The sequence below is a fragment of the Neorhizobium sp. DAR64860/K0K1 genome (genome assembly GCF_050500205.1).
GTDB lineage: Bacteria > Pseudomonadota > Alphaproteobacteria > Rhizobiales > Rhizobiaceae > Neorhizobium > Neorhizobium soli.
Window position 1 is genome coordinate 821,814 of the sequence record NZ_CP191459.1, and the last position, 15,263, is coordinate 837,076.

Consider the following 15,263-nt stretch of genomic DNA (forward strand, 5'->3'; position numbering starts at 1 on the left):
CCCTTTTCTCATCTCAAAACCGCAGCATGGACGTGCGGACCTGCTCGATGAAGGCCTCCGTGCGCTCATTGGTGACGTTGTTGATATCGTAGAGCGCGTGATATTTCACCTTGACCCGCGGATTGCAGACGACGCGCAGGAAGCGGGTGGCGTTGCGGCGTGGTGGATCGCCGAGAACCATCGCACGCCAGCGTTTCGAGCCGTAGGTGGTGACGGTCGCGAGCTTGCGGATATTGGTGAGGCCCGGCGAAAGCTGCCCGTCCTGCAGCTTGAACGACACGTCGGGCAGAAACACCCGGTCGAAATAGCCCTTGAGGATCGCCGGCCAGCCGAAATTCCACACGGGATGGCAGAGAACCAGCGCATCGCAGGACATCAGCCGGTCGACATAGGGCGCGACGCGGCTGCGATTGATAGAAAGGTCGTGATAGTCTCGCCGATCTTCCGCCGACAGAACCGGATCGAACCCTTCGGCATAAAGATCCAGGTCGTCCACCGTATGCCCGGCCTCGAGCAGGCTCGCGACGACCGTATCGTGCAGGCGCGAGGCGAGGCTTTCCTTCAGCGGGTGGGCGTAAATGACATGTACCTTCATCGGTCCAAAATTCTCGTTATCGGTTGAAAAGGAAGATGCGGCCGGGAGCGGGGACCCAGTCAGGATGCGTCCAGGCGATCATCTTGCCGGGGTTGAGAAGGCCCTTCGGATCCGTCTGGCGCTTGAATTCGAGCTGGGCCGGATCGGTACGTTTCATGCCGCCTTCCTCGAGCGTTACCCGATGCGGGTTGAACACGGTGACGCCCAGCCTCACCTCGAGGATCTCGATCACCTCTTCGAGCCGCTCAGCGCTTTCGTAGCGCAGCAGCGGCATGGCGACCGCGGCGACCTTGCCGGAAAACCGGGTGAATTCGAAATGCAGGATCAGCTCGTCGCCGAATGTCTCGGCGATGCGGTCGATCGCGCCGTAGAGATCGTCCTGCGGCAGCATCATCTGCAGGTAGGTGATCGACGGATCGATCTTGATTGCGCGAAGCGTCGTGTGGTTCCAGGCGAGCTCATAGGCCGGCGGCAGGCGCATGCCGTCACCATCGCGGTCGGCGCGGAAGCGGATGGCGGCGCCGGCGTCTTCCTCGACTGCGGTCACCAGCGTCTCAAGATCCTGCCTTGCGACCATGACCGCGATAAGGGCTTCGCCGGATTTCAGGAACGGTGCGTGCCGGGTGAAATACCGATCGGGAATGGCGCTTTCGAAGGTCGAGAGCATGCGGAGCGTGATCGCGTCATCTTCACCCAGACGAAAGGCGAGCCGGGTCGCGGATGCAAAGTCGGGTGTGCCGATCAGCACGTCGACCCAGTCTCCGGCCGGATCGACCGGGATCTCGATTTCGGTAGTGACGCCGTTGACGCCGTAGGCGTGTGCCGCCTTGGCAATGTCGTCGCCGACAAGGTCGATGACGCGGGGCTCTGCCTCCATCGTCACGAGACGCAGGCGGCGGATATTGGCGGGATTGCGCAGGCCGCCCCAGCGGATGGCGCCGACACCGCTCGATCCGCCGGCGATGAAACCGCCGAGCGTCGCAGTTGCCGTGGTGGACGGAAACAGGCGGATTTCCAGGCCCTTTTCACGCGCCGCCTGTTCAAGATCCGCCATGACGGCGCCGGCTTGGGCAACGAGATGATCGTTGCCGATGCGAACGACCCCGTTCATGTGTTTCATATGGAGGACGACGCCGCCCTGTAGCGGCATGGACTGGCCGTAGTTGCCGGTGCCGGCGCCTCTCACGGTAACCGGCACGTTGCAGCGGTGGCAGATCGAAAGGATCTCGATCACCTCGGCTTCGCTGCGGGGAGCAACCACCAGATCGCCGCAGACGTCTTGCAAAAGATCCTTCAGGACCGGGCTGTACCAGTAGAAATCCCGGCTTTTCTGCTGCACCGTGCGCGGATTGTCGTCGATGTCGAACCGGGCGAGGGCTGCCCGGCAGGCTTCCAGCTCTGCACTCACGCGCGCCTCCGTTCGATACCTGCCGCTTCGGCAGTCTCGATGCCCAAGGGTTTGCCGTTGCGCAAAACAGTGCGGGCGGTGTTCGTGCGGGAGAAGAGGTCGGTCCAGCCGGTCGCTTCGAAAATGATGGCATCCGCCGGTCCGCCGGCGCGGATCATGCCGGCGTTCTCGAGACCCACGGCGGCCGCCGGTCCAGAATGGCAGGCGGTGGCCCAGCCGGCGGGATCGCCTTCGAGCTGGCCGAGGAACTGCGCCTGGCGCATCACATCCAGCATGTCGAAATCGCCGTAGGGGTAGAATGCGTCCTGCACATTGTCCGACGCGAAGGCGACGTTGACGCCGGCGGCGCGCAGTTCGGTGACCGGGGCAAGGCCGCGCAGACGCGGCGTGCGGCCGGGTTTGCGGTCCTGCAGGAAGCCGTTGGTGAGCGGCAGCGCGACGACATGGATGCCGGCTTCGGCAATGCCGGCGATCAGGGCCTGCGCTTCGGGTTCGTGCTTTTGGGCAAGCGCGCAACAATGTCCGGCGACGATGCGCCCGGCAAACTTGTGCCGCAGGGCCGTTTCGACGACGAGCGAAAGGCCGTCAGCGGATGCGTCCGTCGTTTCGTCCACGTGAAGATCGAGGTCGAGCCCGTGTCTTGCTGCTGCCAGAAACAGCCTGTCGATCCGCTCCGGCGTGGCGCTGCCCGGTCCGATAAAGGCGCCGAGCACGCCGTCGCGCTTCGCGATTTGCGCGCAGCGTCGATCGAAACCGTCCTGCTCCACCCGAAACAATGCCATCAGGGCGACCGCCTGCAGGGTCAGACGGTGCTTCCAGGCGGACTGGATTTTGCCAAAGGCGATCCAGGCGGGGCTGGCATCCGGTTCCTCAAACGTATCGAGATGGGTGCGCAGCGCGACCGTGCCATGCTGTTCGGCCCTAGTGAGTGCGCGGTCCATACGCTGCACGATATCCTCGACGGTCCGGTTGGGCGCATCGGCCATCGCCAGTTCGACAGCTCCGGCAAGGCCGTTGTCGGAAAACCCGGTTCGCTCTGAAGTGAAAGCCTTGTCGAGATGGACGTGCATGTCGATGAAGCCGGGCAAAGCGAGGCGTCCCTGCGCATCCCACTCGCGCTCGCTTGAGGTGGGCGCATGAAAAAGACCGTCGCGGATCGTCACGTCGAAGGTGACGAGGCCGCTGCGGCTGTCTGCTGCGTGGTGAGGAAGGCCATCGATGAGCGCTGCAGGTGCGCGAAGATTGCGGATGGTGAGCGGAGCGTCGCCGAAGGGCGGTATCACGGCGCTCATATCGGCTGTGTCCCGGTGGCTGCTATGACCGGATACGCCGCGACCTCGTCCAGAAGCTTGGCGTAACGGGTTGCCGCATGGGCAACGATGGCGGCGCCGATCTCAGGCGTTGCGGACGCGGCATCGCCGGCGACTCCTGCCGGGTGCAGATCCTCCGCGACCCAGCCGACGCTGATCGGGCCGAGCAGGCGAAGGACGTCGTTGTTCTCGGCGACGGCTGCCGAGGCCGGCACGAAACTGCGGGCTTCGTTCATGTCGACCAGATCCGGCCGGAAATGCAGCATGGCCGCGGTTTCGACCAGTCCGCCATGGATGCCGTCGCGCTGTTCGAGCGCCGAGACGAGGCCCGGCGGAAAGCCCATCGAGATCCATCCTGCCGACACCACGAACAGCTCCGTTTCCAGCCGCAGGCTTCTCGCGGCGATCTGGAGAACCGGAACGTTGCCGCCATGGGCATTCAGAAACACCAGCTTGCGGAAGCCGGCGCGGGCAACGCTGTGGCCGATCTGGGTGAGGGTTGCCAGAAGCGTTGCGGCATCGAGCGTCAGCGTTCCGGGAAAGGACAGGTGCTCGTCGGATTTCGCGTAGGCTATGGTCGGAAGGATGTAGACGGCTGCATTCTCGACACGCTGTGCCGCCTCGATCGCCATGCGTTCGGCAAGGATGCTGTCGGTCGCAAGCGGCAGGTGCGGGCCGTGCTGCTCCGTTGCGCCGACAGGCAGGACCGCGACAGCGCGACCTTTGTCGATGGCTGCGAAATCGGTGGTCCTGAGGTCTTGCCAAAACTGAAACGACATGGTCTGTTCGCTTATCGAGCAATTGTTCGCTAAATCGTAACGGAAGTCGCCAGTTCGTCAAGGTGAAAAATGTTGCGGTGCGGAAAAGATAGGCAGATCGGGGCTGGCGCTCTGATCTGGAAGGAGCGCCGGTGCTGGATGAAAACGACAAGGAAGTCTCGCTGACCTTCGCCAAGGGGCTGGCCGTCCTGCTTGCCTTCGACGCAAAGGATCGCGCCATCACGATCAGCGAGATTGCCGACAAGGTCCAGCTCAACCGCGCCGTTGCACGGCGGCTGGTGCGGACGCTGGAGCAGCTTGGCTATCTCGCCTGCGATCGCGGCCGCTATGAGCTGACCCCCCATGTGCTGCGGCTGAGCCAGGGTTTTATCGAGGGCCGGGGCATTCCGCAGATCATCCAGCCGGTGCTGCGCAATGCGGCGCAGGAAGTCGGCGAGTCCGTGTCTTATGCGATGCTGGACGAGACGGATGCCGTTTATGTCGCCCACGCGTTCCTACCGTCGAAATTCACGCTCAACCGGGTCACGACCGGCACGCGGGTGCCGTTGCTGCCGACAGCTTCGGGACGGGCGATCCTCGCATTCCTCGATACCGTCCGGCTGGATGCGATCCTCGACAGTGCCGCCTACTCTGCCCATACCGACCAGACCGAGACCCACCGGGATCGTCTGGAGGACGCCCTGAAACAGATCCGCGAGCGCGGCTATGCGCTGACCGACAGCGAATATGTCAGCGGTGTCGCATCACTCGCGGCCCCCGTGTTTCACCCCGGCATCGGCGAGGTTGTCGGTGCCGTGTCGATTATCTTCGAGCATGGGCAGTATGACGATGCGGCGCTTTCCGAAATGGCGGCACGGCTGAAGGTCTGCGCCGGGCAGATAGCCTCCACACTCTAGGAAAGTTCCATGCTTGAGATCGTCACAGGGTTCGAAATTGCAGCCGGGATCAATTCCGAAACACGCCGGCGTATATCGGCAATTGGCCGGACGGTTCGCTGCGTCGTGCTGCTCGATGACAGCAATGCCGGAATGGCCGCCTATGCGCGTCGGCAGCAGGTCAGCGCGCAGGAGGTCGGGATAGATCTGCAGCTCGAAGCCTATCCGTCGGATGTCGAGAGGCTGTTTGCGCGATTGGAAGAGTTGGCAGCGCTGGATGACATCGATGCGGTCGCGACCCTCTACCCGTTGCCAGCCGGCATGGATGCCCGCACAGCCGCGCTTCTGATCGGGCCGGACAAGGACGTGGACGGACTGCACCCCCTTAATGCCGGTGACCTGGCGCTCGGCGCCGTGACCCGTCCGCCGGCGACGGCGAAGGCTTGTTTCCTGATGGCGCAGGCGCTGGCCGGTTCGCTCAGGGGACGCGAGATCGTGCTGGTCGGGGCGTCGCGCATCGTCGGGCGACCGCTCGCCAACCTGCTGCTTGACGCTGAGGCGACCGTCACGATTGCGCATGCGGCGACACGGGATCTGGCGGCTCATACGCGCCGCGCCGATATCGTTGTCACCGCGGCAGGCGTTGCCGGGCTAATTGGGGCGGAGCATCTGAAGGATGCCGCGATCGTTCTCGATGTCTCGATCAATCGCGGTCCGGCCGGACTTGTCGGCGATGTCGATCTCGACGCGATCGCCGATCGCAACGTCACGGTGACACATGTGCCCGATGGCATCGGACCGGTCACAACGGCCTGCCTGATGCGCAATGTCGCGGATGCGACGCTCTGAGTGACATGACGGAAATCAGGCTGATGTTGTCATGAGTATATTGCGCTGCACCAGAATTTGCGCTTTTCTACTCATATCCGAACACAAGTTCGATAAACGAACGAAATTGGGGAACTCACAATGATCTTCCGTCTGCGCAGCTTTGTGCTCAAAACGCTTTCCGCTGCTCTCCTTGTCGCCTCCGTCGGCTCGGCTCAAGCCGCGGACATCCGTCCCGGCGTCACTTTTGCGGGCACGCCGTCCACCGATCCCGCGCGTGCCGCCATGGAGAACCTGGTCTTCGACCTCGCATCCGCCTGGGCGTCCTGCAACGCGGACCTGCTGAAGAATGCCGTCACCGAGGACGTCGCTTTCTCCTATCCGACCAGCAGCATCACCGGCCGTGACAAGATGCTCGCCGACCTCGACACGTTCTGCAAGGCGGCCAAGGATACGAGCATCTACCTTCCGGAGGACGCGTTCTTTATCGATACGACGACCGGCCGCATCGCGGTCGAGCTGCAGTTCCGCACGTTCCAGCGCGGCAACCGGCAGGTCGTCAACGATGTCTGGATCGCCCATGTCAAGGACGGCAAGATTTCGGTGATCAAGGAATATTTGGACGGTCGGGTGAAGGATCTGCAGGCGCTCGGCGTGCTTCAGCTGGAGGAAAGCCCGAAGACGCTAACGCCATGGCCGGCGCGCACCGAACAGTGGAAGGGTTGCTTCCCGATCGTCAAGGCGGCACCGGTCAACACCTGCCCCTGATCCTCATGTCGTGAAGGCAGCACGCGAGCCTTGGGGTCGCGTGCTGCAGATTTCCGGTTAAGCCGTGAGCAGGACGCTCATTTGATAACCGCCTTCGAGTTCTACCACGACGCGTCCGGCGCCGGGCAGCGGCATTGCGCCCGAGAGCGCACCTGTCGTCACCGCCATGCCTGACGTGAGTGATGTGGCCGGGCGTGCGGCGTCATTGGCATAGGCAACCAGCCAGGCGAGCACGTCTCCGACTGGATGGGCCACTGGTCCGTCATAGACCGGGCTGCTGTCGTGGGTGACCTTGAGGACAAGCCCACCAACCGTGTCGATCAGCGTCTTCGGAACCTTCGGGCCGAGCGCATAGCCGCCATTGCCGATGCGATCGGCGAGGTAGAGCGGGAAGGAAACGCTGCCACCTTCCTCGACTGCGGTGACAAGCAGTTCCGAGCCGAGATAGGCATCCGCCACCGCGTCCAGCACTTCCGCCCTCGTATAGGCTTCGGATCTCACCGGTAGATCCGCGCCGAGCTTGACGGCGATCTCGACTTCGAACCGTGTGCCGGGGGAATAGGGAAGCTTCGCTTCGCTGGTCGTTTCCACGTAAGGGAACAGCGGCGCGATCACCGGCTGCTTGTCCGTCGACATCGCGACCTTGATCATCTTCGCGCTGGCGCCGATCCTCTGTGCCACGGCGTTCTGTGCCGCCATGCCGGCGCTCAGATCCTGGGGCAGGGCAAAGCTTGCGGACGGCGCCTTGCGGCCTTCCTTGCGCAGCGTGATCAGGCTCTCGGCCAGCGTTTCTGGATTAAACGCCTGGGTTGAGAGTTCGGCCATGAATGTCTCCGATCGAATGATTTGCGGCTGAGCTTTTTTGGGCTCTCGCCAGCGTTTCGCTGTGGTTCAGCTCGATGGAGATCGTCGCGAACGCAGAGCCGTCCGTCAAGGCTTTGCGGGCAATATCCCGGCCCGGCGCGCATGGATCCGTTCAATAGGTCGACTTAACCCACTGATTTCGTTTGCTGAGAGGTAGGGATTCTGCGTCAGTCGACGAGATACTTGTCGTTCTTCGCGCTCGGTATCTTCACCACCGTCAGCGTCGCATCGGTCAGCGCTTCGAACGCGTTGACCGTGCCGGGCTCGATGACGATCAGGCTGCCTTCGCCCCATTCCCTGTCCAGCATGCGGACACGGCCGGAGACGACGAGCGTGATTTCCCGGGCGATCTTGTGGTAGTGGCGGGCATCGCGATCGCCCGCCTTGTAGCTCTTGACGCCCACTTCGAACGCTTCGGTCTTGACGACGCTCGGATCGAAATCGCCGACGAACCAGCCGCCGATCATGTCGTCGAGATTATAGGAAGCTTCGCTCATCTTATGCCCTCAGATCGACAGTTCGCTCAGCTGGCGGTCGGATTTGATCGGATGATAGTCCTTCGCGTCGATCGGGTAGACGCCGATCTTCTTGTCCTCGAGGACGAGCTCGTTATAGACCGGGCAGACATAGAACATGTCGTTGTGCCGGGCGTCCTTGCGGATCGCGGCCTTGGCTGCCTTGACGAAATCGGACCCTTTGCGGAAGTAGTAAAAGCCCGCCGTCGCATTGTCGCTGATCGGGTGCTTTTCGGCCGCCTCAACGACCATCTGGCGCTCGTCGAGCCGGACGAACGAATAGCGCGGGTGGACCGACCGGAAGGTGACGGTGCCGCCATCGAGCTCGCGCCGGTTGAAATCGGCGATGATGGTTTCCATCGGCACGGTCAGGAATTCGTCGCCGTTGAGGATCAGAAGCGGGGTGTCGTTGTCGATGCTGCCGGCGGCAAGAAGGGCTGTGCAGGCAGCACCCTGGGTCTTGTCCTTGACGGCAACGATCTCGGCCGTCGGATCGATCAGCCGGACGACGTCGTCGAGATGATAGCGGCGCAGTTCCTTTTCCTGCATCGCGATGATCACCCGGTGGCCGGTGATCCGCGCGCATTGCTCGAGAAGACGCTGCACCAGCGGCATGCCGTCCACCTCGACCAGCGGGGTCGGGAAGCTGTCTGCGGAAAGGATGCGGGGCTCGCCCGCCATCAGGATCAGGATGTTCATGCGACCACCTGCCGTGCCGGAAGCTCGAACGATGCCTGCAGCTTGTCGATCGACTTGCAGATCGACTGGTAGTTCACCTCGGAGACGTCGTTGACGACCATGACATGGGCACCGGAGGCACGCGCTGCCCGGATCCCGTGGTCGTTGTCCTCGACGATCAGGCACTCTTCAGGCGAAAGGCCGAGGATGCCGATGGCCTTCAGGTAGATTTCAGGGCTGGGCTTGCCGACGCTCACGTCTTCGTTGCTGAGCTGGAATTCGAGATAATCCTCGAGGCCGGCCTTTGCCATCATCAGGTTGACGGTGCTGCGGATGGAGTTCGAGGCGACGCCAAGCCGATAGCCTTCGCCGCGCAGGCGCGCGAGCGCGTACTGCTGGCGAAACACCGGCTTGCACTTGGTGTGGATCAGCTCGGTCGTATAGCGCTGCTTCATCTCGTTGACGAAGCCGTGCAGGGATTCCGGAAGACCGCGGGTGGCGGTCAGCATCTGCAGCTTGGTGCGGGTCGGCAGGCCGTCGAACGTGGTCAGGTGCTCGTGCAGCGGAATGGTGAAGCCGAACAGTTCCAGCGCGCGGTTGAGCGCTTCGTAATGCCATTCGCGGGCATCGATCAGCACGCCATCCATGTCGAAAATTACAGCCTTAATCATCGTCATCAAACCTCGTGCGCCAGACTTTGCGCTATACGCGCAGCAGTTCCTTGGCTTTCTCGGGAAAATCGGTGCAGATCATCAGCCCTTCGCGATCGCGCAGGCCGGACGAGACCAGCCAGTGCAGGAAAGGTTCGTATTCGTCTTGCCGGCGATGCAGGTCGGGCGCGACCAGCGCGACCAGCTTGCCGTCATCCAGCAGTTTTTCGACCAGCGGCGCTTCGTACCAGCGGCCGGGCAGAAAGTTGTCCAGCCAGACGCCGGTGATGCCGGGTTCGCTGTAAAGCGAAGGGACGCGCTCGTATTCGCTCAGTCGGGTAAACGAGGTCATGCCGCGCTTCACGCCCTGGATCAGGTCCGGAACCGAGCTGTCGAACAGGAAATAGTTGTCGTAGCCTTCGGCGGTGAGCACCTCGGCCAGCATATCATGCAGCCCGTCGGCCTTGATATTGAGTGCCAGCGTCGGAGACCCGTGCTGTCTGGCGAGGCTCAGAAGATAAGCGAAGGAGATTTCGGTGCCGTTTGGAATGTCGTGCGAGATGACCAGCCGCGGCTTGCCGCCAACGAGGCAGTCGCGCACATCGGTCTCGGTGCCGTAGCCGAGCGAGAACGACCGGACGAAGGCCTCGACCGTGTTCTTTTCCTCGGGGGATTTCCAGTATCCCCGATGGCTGAGGATCTGGATCATGCCGGTTCCTTGATCGACTGAGTCACGCTCAGAGACAGCGGCAGATTGCGGAAGCTCTCAAGATCTTCGGGAACGCCGAGGCCGTGCATGCCCTTGTCGACGGAGCCGATCGAGTAGGCGCCGATCTTCATGCCGTCCTCGATCATGAAATTGTAGACGGGAGCCACGTAGAACTCACCGTTGACGCGGAAGTCGCGCTCGATCATCCGGTCGGCATGGGCGACGAAATCCGATCCCTTGCCGAAATTGTAGATCCCGACGGTGGCGTGGTTGGAGATCACCTGTTTTTCGACGACGTTGTCGATAAAGCCGTTGTCGCCGAAGGAGACAAAGCTCCACTTCGGATCGTCCGCCGACATGGTCATGATCAGGCCATCGAGACCGTCTGCGGCGGCAAGGTAGGCGTTGATGTCCACATCGACATACTGATCGCAGTTGGCGATCATCATCGGGTTGCCGTTGTCGATCGCGTCGCGCGCCAGAAGCACGGTGCAGGCGGCGCCCTCGGTGACGGTTTCGACCAGATAGATATCGCAACCCGGCGCCCACTGGCGCAGATGCGCGTCGAGACCGTAGTCCCTCACATGCGATGCCTGGCAGATGAAGATGAAGTGATGCTCGACATCAGGCTTTAGGTTCTCGATCACGAGGCGGATCATCGCGACGTCATGCACGGGCAGAAGTGGTTTTGGAAGCGTGTAGCCGGCTTTTGCAAAGCGGCTTCCATGACCTGCCATCGGCACGACGATATTGAGCATCTGCGGCGGTATCCAAAATAAAAGTTTGCAGTTGATCCAGTGCCTGAAACCTTAAGGCTTGAAGCTGGTGCCAAGCTGTCAAACGGGTCAATTTCCAGCGTCCGCGCGCCGACCGCGGGCAAGGTCGAAACGCCTATTCGGCCTGGATTTCGCCGAGCTGCATGCCCATCGACGGGGACGGCGTGGTCAGTCGCGGCCGGTTGAAGATCTTGTAGAGCGGGTTGTCGCATTCCGGATTGGCAAACAGCGTGTTGGAATCGAAGTAGCCGTCTTCGATAAAGCGCAGGTTTGCGTGCATGGTGCGCAGGAAATAATACATCAGATGCAGGTGAGCGCGGCCCGAAAGCTGGTTCATGATCATGGCATTGTAGAAATGTGAAATCGCGCTCTTGCCGATCACATGCACGGCGTCGCCGACGCGCCAGTGGTCACGCCAGTAGGATTTGTATTCCTTGAAAGGGAAGTAGATGCTGTCGCGGCTGATATCGACATTCCAGTCCGTGATCTTCTTCCTGAACTGCAGGTCGAAGCGGATCACGGCGAGCGCATCGTATTCGTCTTGGGCGAAGACGTGCTTGAGGCCTTCCTTGTAGGTCTCGATCTGCGAGCTGCCCTGCGCATCCAGCTTGATCAGCTCGCACGGTCCAAGCTTATCCTGAAGCTCGGCCAGGGCCGGGCTGTCATAGGTGGCGAGGTAGATTTTCGCATCGGGATTGCTTTCACGCACCGGCGCGACAATGTTCTCGATGATCGAGTCGATGTTCTTGCGCGCATCCATCGGCAGGCCGAAACGGTCCTTCTCGATGTAATTGTTGCCCCGGATCAGTACGGAAAGTCTCAACGTTGCCCCCTATGGAAACGATTATCGAAGTCGCTGATCAACGTCTTGCCCCCGCCGATCCTGTCTCTCTGCGATAGTCCCCGTAGCTGGTGCGGAGCAGGTCAGGCCCTCTTTCAGGCCGGAATCGACGCCGCCTGCACATCGGTCGCGGTCTGTTTCGGCTTGCCGTAGAGCCCGATATTCTCGTCGCCCCAGGCCTTTAACGCGGTCAGGATCGGTTTGATGGTGAGGCCGAGCGGCGAGAGGCTGTATTCCACCTTGGGCGGCACCTGCGCATAGACCTTGCGAGTGATCAACCCGTCCGCCTCCAGCTCGCGTAGCTGGTTGGTCAGCATGCGCTGGGTCACGGCGGGAATCTGGCGGCGGATTTCGTTGAAGCGCAGCGTGCCGTCCAGCAGATGAAACAGGATGACGGACTTCCACTTGCCGTCGATCAGGCCGATCGCCGCTTCCACCGAGCAGCCGGGGCTGCAGTCGAACCTGGTATGGTGGGCCTTGGCCATCACGGTATCCTTTTTGACACTATAGGCTGTTTTTGTGCGTATTGGCTTTGGATGATCATAGCGCCATATGAGGCTTATATCAATTCTGCCCGCAAAGGAGAACGCCATGAAAGCCATAGCCTACAGGACCGCCGGATCGCTCGATCGGGACGACGCGCTTGAAAATGTCGAACTGGACCGGCCAAAGGCGACGGGGCGGGATATTCTCGTTGCGGTGAAAGCGATTTCGGTCAATCCGGTCGATTACAAGATCCGCAAGAACGTCTCGGCTGAAGACGGCCAGTGGAAGGTGCTGGGCTGGGATGTGGCGGGCGAGGTGGTCGAAGTCGGCGATGACGTGTCCGCCTTCAAGCCGGGCGACGAAGTGTTCTATTCGGGTTCGCTGATCCGGCAAGGTGCCAACAGCGAGTTCCATCTGGTCGATGAGCGGATCGTCGGCCACAAGCCGAAGTCGATCTCGAATGCTCAGGCGGCCGCCTTGCCGCTGACGGCGATTACCGCCTGGGAAATGCTGTTCGACCGGCTCGATATCGAAAAGCCGGTTCCAGGTGCAGCCAATGCGATCGTCATCATCGGTGGTGCTGGCGGTGTCGGATCGATCGCCATCCAGCTTGTCCGGGCTCTGACCGACCTCACCGTGATTGCGACGGCGTCACGGCCGGAGACCCAGGCCTGGGTCAAGGAACTGGGCGCCCATCACGTCATCGATCATTCCAAGCCGATCGCCGAACAGGTGAAGGCGCTCGGGATCGGCGCGCCCGGTTTCGTTTTCTCGACGACCGAAACGCCACGTCATACGAAAGAGATCATCGAACTGATCGCGCCGCAGGGTCGGTTCGGGCTGATCGATGATCCGGAAACCTTCGACATCACCGGTTTCAAGCGCAAGGCTCTTTCCGTGCATTGGGAGCTGATGTTCACCCGGTCGATCTATGAAACGGCCGACATGGACGAGCAGGGAGAGCTTCTGAACCAAGTCGCCGCACTGATCGATGCCGGCCGGATCCGCACCACCGTCACCGATGTGATGAGCCCGATCAATGCGGAAAACCTGAAGAAGGCGCATGCCACGCTGGAAAGCGGCAAGGCCCGCGGCAAGATCGTGCTCGAAGGGTTCTGAGGCCTGCGAAACAATGATCCGGGGTCAGCCCCGGATCACCTCTTCCGCTCCCATCGCGGCGGCGAGGAGCATCTCGTCGTCGTGAGCAACCGCCGACAGGAGGAATCCGACCGGCATGCCGGCTTCGCCGGTTCCGCAGGGGATCGACACGCCGCACCAGTCGAGGAAATTGCCGTAGCCGGTATTGCGGAGCGTCCTGCCGTTGGCCGCGAAAAACGCCTCGTCGTCGGCCTTCAATGGCGCAATGGCTGGTGCTACATGGGCGACGGAGGGGAAGGCGACGAGGCGATCGGCGATCAGTGCCTCGGTCTCTGCCGTCATCCGGGCGCGAGCATCGATGATTGCGAGATAGTCGGCGGTCGTGGTCTTTTCGCCAAGTCTGGTGCGGGCAACGACGCGCGGGTCCATTCCGCCAGCATCCGCACCCGCCAGTCGTTCTCGATGGAGCGCAAAGGCTTCCGCCGTCACCATCGGTCCGTATTTCGCCATCAGTTGCGGCAGTTCGTCGAAGGACGGGAAGGCGAGGCGGGTGATGCGGGCACCGCCTGCTGCCAGCCTCTCGATCGCTGCCTCGAACGCCTCGACCACACCCGGCTCGGCGCCGTCGAACACGCCATTGGTGGGGATGACGATATCGAGCGGCTGCGTGGGCTTTCGTGGTGTCAGCGGTGTGCCAAGACCCCGCATTGCCGCGTCGATCCACACGGCGTCCTGTACGGTATTGCAAAGCGGTCCCAGCGAATCGAGGCTTCTCGCCAGCGGGAAGACGCCGTCCATGGCATATCGGCCACGGGTTGCCTTGTAGCCGACGACGCCGTTGAAGGCAGCCGGGATGCGGACCGAGCCGCCCGTGTCGGTCCCCATGGCAACCGGCACGAGGCCAGCGGCCACGGCCACGCCAGCACCTGACGAGGATCCGCCCGGCACGCGGGGCATGTCTGTCGAGCGCGGGTTTTCCGGCGTTCCGTAGGTCGGATTGATGCCGATGCCCGAAAATGCGAATTCGCTCATGTTGGTGCGGCCCATCGCGACCATGCCGGCCTGTTTCAGGAGATCGACGACCGCTGCATCCTTGGTCGCCGCCGGATCTTTGGCCATCACGCTCGAGCCTGCCGTGGTCGAAAGGCCTTCGATGTCGAATAAGTCCTTCCAGGCGATCGGGATACCATCAAGAATGCCGAGCGAGCGGTTTTCGCGCAGGCGCTTTGACGCAGCCTGTGCTTCGGAAAGCGCACGGTCCCGCAGAAGCGTCACGAACACGGCCTTGTCGGAATAGGATTCAATCGCCGACAGGACCGATTCGGTCACTTCAACCGCATCGACCTTGCCAAGCTGCAAAAGCGTCGAAAGCTCGGCAATCGACATTGATCCGAAAGACTTGGTCACAGTGCTCATCCTTTATCCGTTCACCTGGGATCAGAGGTGTAACGGATTCGTGCAAAAGGAGAAGACATTGCCGCTCCAGCTTCAGGAAGCGTGTTCCGGCTTTCCCTTGCGTTTCGTGGAGGCCAGGTCGTCGAGCTGCTTTTCGCTCATCGACTTCTCCATGCTTTTGGAAGCACCCTTCAGTTCCGATTTCTTGGTCTCGCCGCGCTTTGCGGAAAGCGCGGCGCCTGCTGCCTTTTGCTGCGCACTTGATTTTGCCGGCATGTCGTCCTCCTTCGTTTCCGTTCAAAACTTGGCAAACCGTGTCCCGGTTCCCGACAGCACGGAACCTCTGCAGCGTCTCGGCGGTTTCCCCACCGGCTCGCCACATTGCTGGCCTGACGACGTCAAAGGAGACCATGATGGAAAACGAAAAGCACGAAGACGACAAGGCGCGCGAACCGGTTCGTGACGAATTGAGCGAGCAGATGGAAACGACCAACCCGGCAGCCGTGCGCGAAGCCGCGCGTCGCGGCGAAATCGACCGTTTCATGGTCAAGACCGATCTTGAAGACATCGACCAGCGCGAAGACGGCGACCAGCCGGACGGACGCCCAAGCCCGATGGCCAATGCGGACAACCAGGAAAAGCCGTGAGGCTGAGCCTGACGCTCAGGCGGGAAACAGCGGGAAAACGC

At 61.8% G+C, this 15,263-nt stretch carries 19 protein-coding genes; 5 read left to right on the forward strand and 14 right to left on the reverse strand.

Translation table 11 applies throughout. The annotated features are described in order from the left end of the window. Positions 1-13 precede the first annotated feature (13 nt). Genes ACQY1J_RS08565 through ACQY1J_RS08580 form a run of 4 tightly spaced genes read right to left on the reverse strand, consistent with a single transcriptional unit; the run spans position 14 to position 4,092 of the window. Positions 14-595, reverse strand: coding sequence for an NAD(P)H-dependent oxidoreductase (locus tag ACQY1J_RS08565; protein ID WP_062582563.1), 582 nt, complete (start codon positions 593-595; stop codon positions 14-16). Positions 596-611: 16 nt separating this feature from the next. Beyond that, positions 612-2,003 carry an FAD-binding oxidoreductase gene (locus ACQY1J_RS08570; RefSeq protein WP_430251185.1) on the reverse strand — a complete coding sequence of 464 codons (1,392 nt, stop codon included), beginning with the start codon at positions 2,001-2,003 and terminating at the stop codon, positions 612-614. Then, a complete protein-coding gene (locus ACQY1J_RS08575) occupies positions 2,000-3,295 on the reverse strand; it encodes an amidohydrolase family protein (protein WP_430251186.1) in 1,296 nt (431 codons plus the stop codon). Before ACQY1J_RS08575 ends, ACQY1J_RS08570 begins: the two co-directional genes overlap by 4 nt. After that, positions 3,292-4,092: a creatininase family protein gene (locus ACQY1J_RS08580; protein ID WP_430251187.1), complete on the reverse strand. Its 801-nt coding sequence runs from the start codon at positions 4,090-4,092 to the stop codon at positions 3,292-3,294. The genes ACQY1J_RS08575 and ACQY1J_RS08580 overlap by 4 nt, the downstream gene beginning before the upstream one ends. A 131-nt stretch (positions 4,093-4,223) precedes the next feature. Here ACQY1J_RS08580 and ACQY1J_RS08585 point away from each other — a divergent pair, with 131 nt between their 5' ends. From ACQY1J_RS08585 to ACQY1J_RS08595, 3 genes are all read left to right on the forward strand, one after another. After that, positions 4,224-4,988 (forward strand): IclR family transcriptional regulator, encoded by a 765-nt coding sequence (locus tag ACQY1J_RS08585; protein WP_430251188.1) that lies wholly within the window; start codon positions 4,224-4,226, stop codon positions 4,986-4,988. A 9-nt stretch (positions 4,989-4,997) separates the two neighbouring features. Then, positions 4,998-5,816 (forward strand): bifunctional 5,10-methylenetetrahydrofolate dehydrogenase/5,10-methenyltetrahydrofolate cyclohydrolase, encoded by an 819-nt coding sequence (locus ACQY1J_RS08590; protein WP_430251189.1) that lies wholly within the window; start codon positions 4,998-5,000, stop codon positions 5,814-5,816. 120 nt (positions 5,817-5,936) lie between these two features. Continuing rightward, on the forward strand, positions 5,937-6,563 hold the full coding sequence (locus ACQY1J_RS08595) for a nuclear transport factor 2 family protein (RefSeq protein WP_430251190.1): 627 nt from the start codon (positions 5,937-5,939) through the stop codon (positions 6,561-6,563). Positions 6,564-6,620: 57 nt separating this feature from the next. On the opposite strand, the gene ACQY1J_RS08600 is transcribed toward ACQY1J_RS08595, so the two are convergent. The 8 genes from ACQY1J_RS08600 to ACQY1J_RS08635 all read right to left on the reverse strand — a co-directional run bounded on the left by ACQY1J_RS08600 (position 6,621) and on the right by ACQY1J_RS08635 (position 12,081). After that, positions 6,621-7,388 (reverse strand): 2-keto-4-pentenoate hydratase, encoded by a 768-nt coding sequence (locus ACQY1J_RS08600; protein WP_430251191.1) that lies wholly within the window; start codon positions 7,386-7,388, stop codon positions 6,621-6,623. Positions 7,389-7,594: 206 nt separating this feature from the next. Next, a complete protein-coding gene (locus ACQY1J_RS08605; RefSeq protein ID WP_430251192.1) occupies positions 7,595-7,924 on the reverse strand; it encodes a cupin domain-containing protein in 330 nt (109 codons plus the stop codon). Positions 7,925-7,933: 9 nt separating this feature from the next. Continuing rightward, positions 7,934-8,641, reverse strand: coding sequence for a glycosyltransferase family 2 protein (locus ACQY1J_RS08610; RefSeq protein ID WP_430251193.1), 708 nt, complete (start codon positions 8,639-8,641; stop codon positions 7,934-7,936). Then, entirely contained in the window at positions 8,638-9,297 is a 660-nt protein-coding gene (locus ACQY1J_RS08615; protein ID WP_430251194.1) for an HAD family hydrolase, read from the reverse strand. Before ACQY1J_RS08615 ends, ACQY1J_RS08610 begins: the two co-directional genes overlap by 4 nt. A 25-nt stretch (positions 9,298-9,322) precedes the next feature. Beyond that, a complete protein-coding gene (locus tag ACQY1J_RS08620) occupies positions 9,323-9,979 on the reverse strand; it encodes a hypothetical protein (RefSeq protein WP_092660051.1) in 657 nt (218 codons plus the stop codon). After that, positions 9,976-10,737, reverse strand: a complete 762-nt coding sequence (locus ACQY1J_RS08625) for a glycosyltransferase family 2 protein (RefSeq protein ID WP_430251195.1) — start codon at positions 10,735-10,737, stop codon at positions 9,976-9,978. Before ACQY1J_RS08625 ends, ACQY1J_RS08620 begins: the two co-directional genes overlap by 4 nt. A gap of 133 nt (positions 10,738-10,870) precedes the next feature. Next, positions 10,871-11,578, reverse strand: coding sequence for a hypothetical protein (locus ACQY1J_RS08630; RefSeq protein ID WP_062455117.1), 708 nt, complete (start codon positions 11,576-11,578; stop codon positions 10,871-10,873). A 113-nt stretch (positions 11,579-11,691) separates the two neighbouring features. Beyond that, positions 11,692-12,081, reverse strand: coding sequence for a winged helix-turn-helix transcriptional regulator (locus tag ACQY1J_RS08635; protein ID WP_062455119.1), 390 nt, complete (start codon positions 12,079-12,081; stop codon positions 11,692-11,694). Between the two features lie 106 nt (positions 12,082-12,187). Here ACQY1J_RS08635 and ACQY1J_RS08640 point away from each other — a divergent pair, with 106 nt between their 5' ends. Beyond that, positions 12,188-13,201, forward strand: a complete 1,014-nt coding sequence (locus ACQY1J_RS08640; protein ID WP_430251196.1) for a zinc-binding alcohol dehydrogenase family protein — start codon at positions 12,188-12,190, stop codon at positions 13,199-13,201. A 24-nt stretch (positions 13,202-13,225) separates the two neighbouring features. On the opposite strand, the gene ACQY1J_RS08645 is transcribed toward ACQY1J_RS08640, so the two are convergent. Next, positions 13,226-14,587, reverse strand: coding sequence for an amidase (locus ACQY1J_RS08645; RefSeq protein ID WP_430251892.1), 1,362 nt, complete (start codon positions 14,585-14,587; stop codon positions 13,226-13,228). 81 nt (positions 14,588-14,668) lie between these two features. Beyond that, on the reverse strand, positions 14,669-14,851 hold the full coding sequence (locus ACQY1J_RS08650) for a DUF3008 family protein (RefSeq protein ID WP_430251197.1): 183 nt from the start codon (positions 14,849-14,851) through the stop codon (positions 14,669-14,671). 134 nt (positions 14,852-14,985) lie between these two features. Here ACQY1J_RS08650 and ACQY1J_RS08655 point away from each other — a divergent pair, with 134 nt between their 5' ends. Next, entirely contained in the window at positions 14,986-15,222 is a 237-nt protein-coding gene (locus tag ACQY1J_RS08655) for a hypothetical protein (RefSeq protein WP_162238003.1), read from the forward strand. Positions 15,223-15,263: the final 41 nt, after the last annotated feature.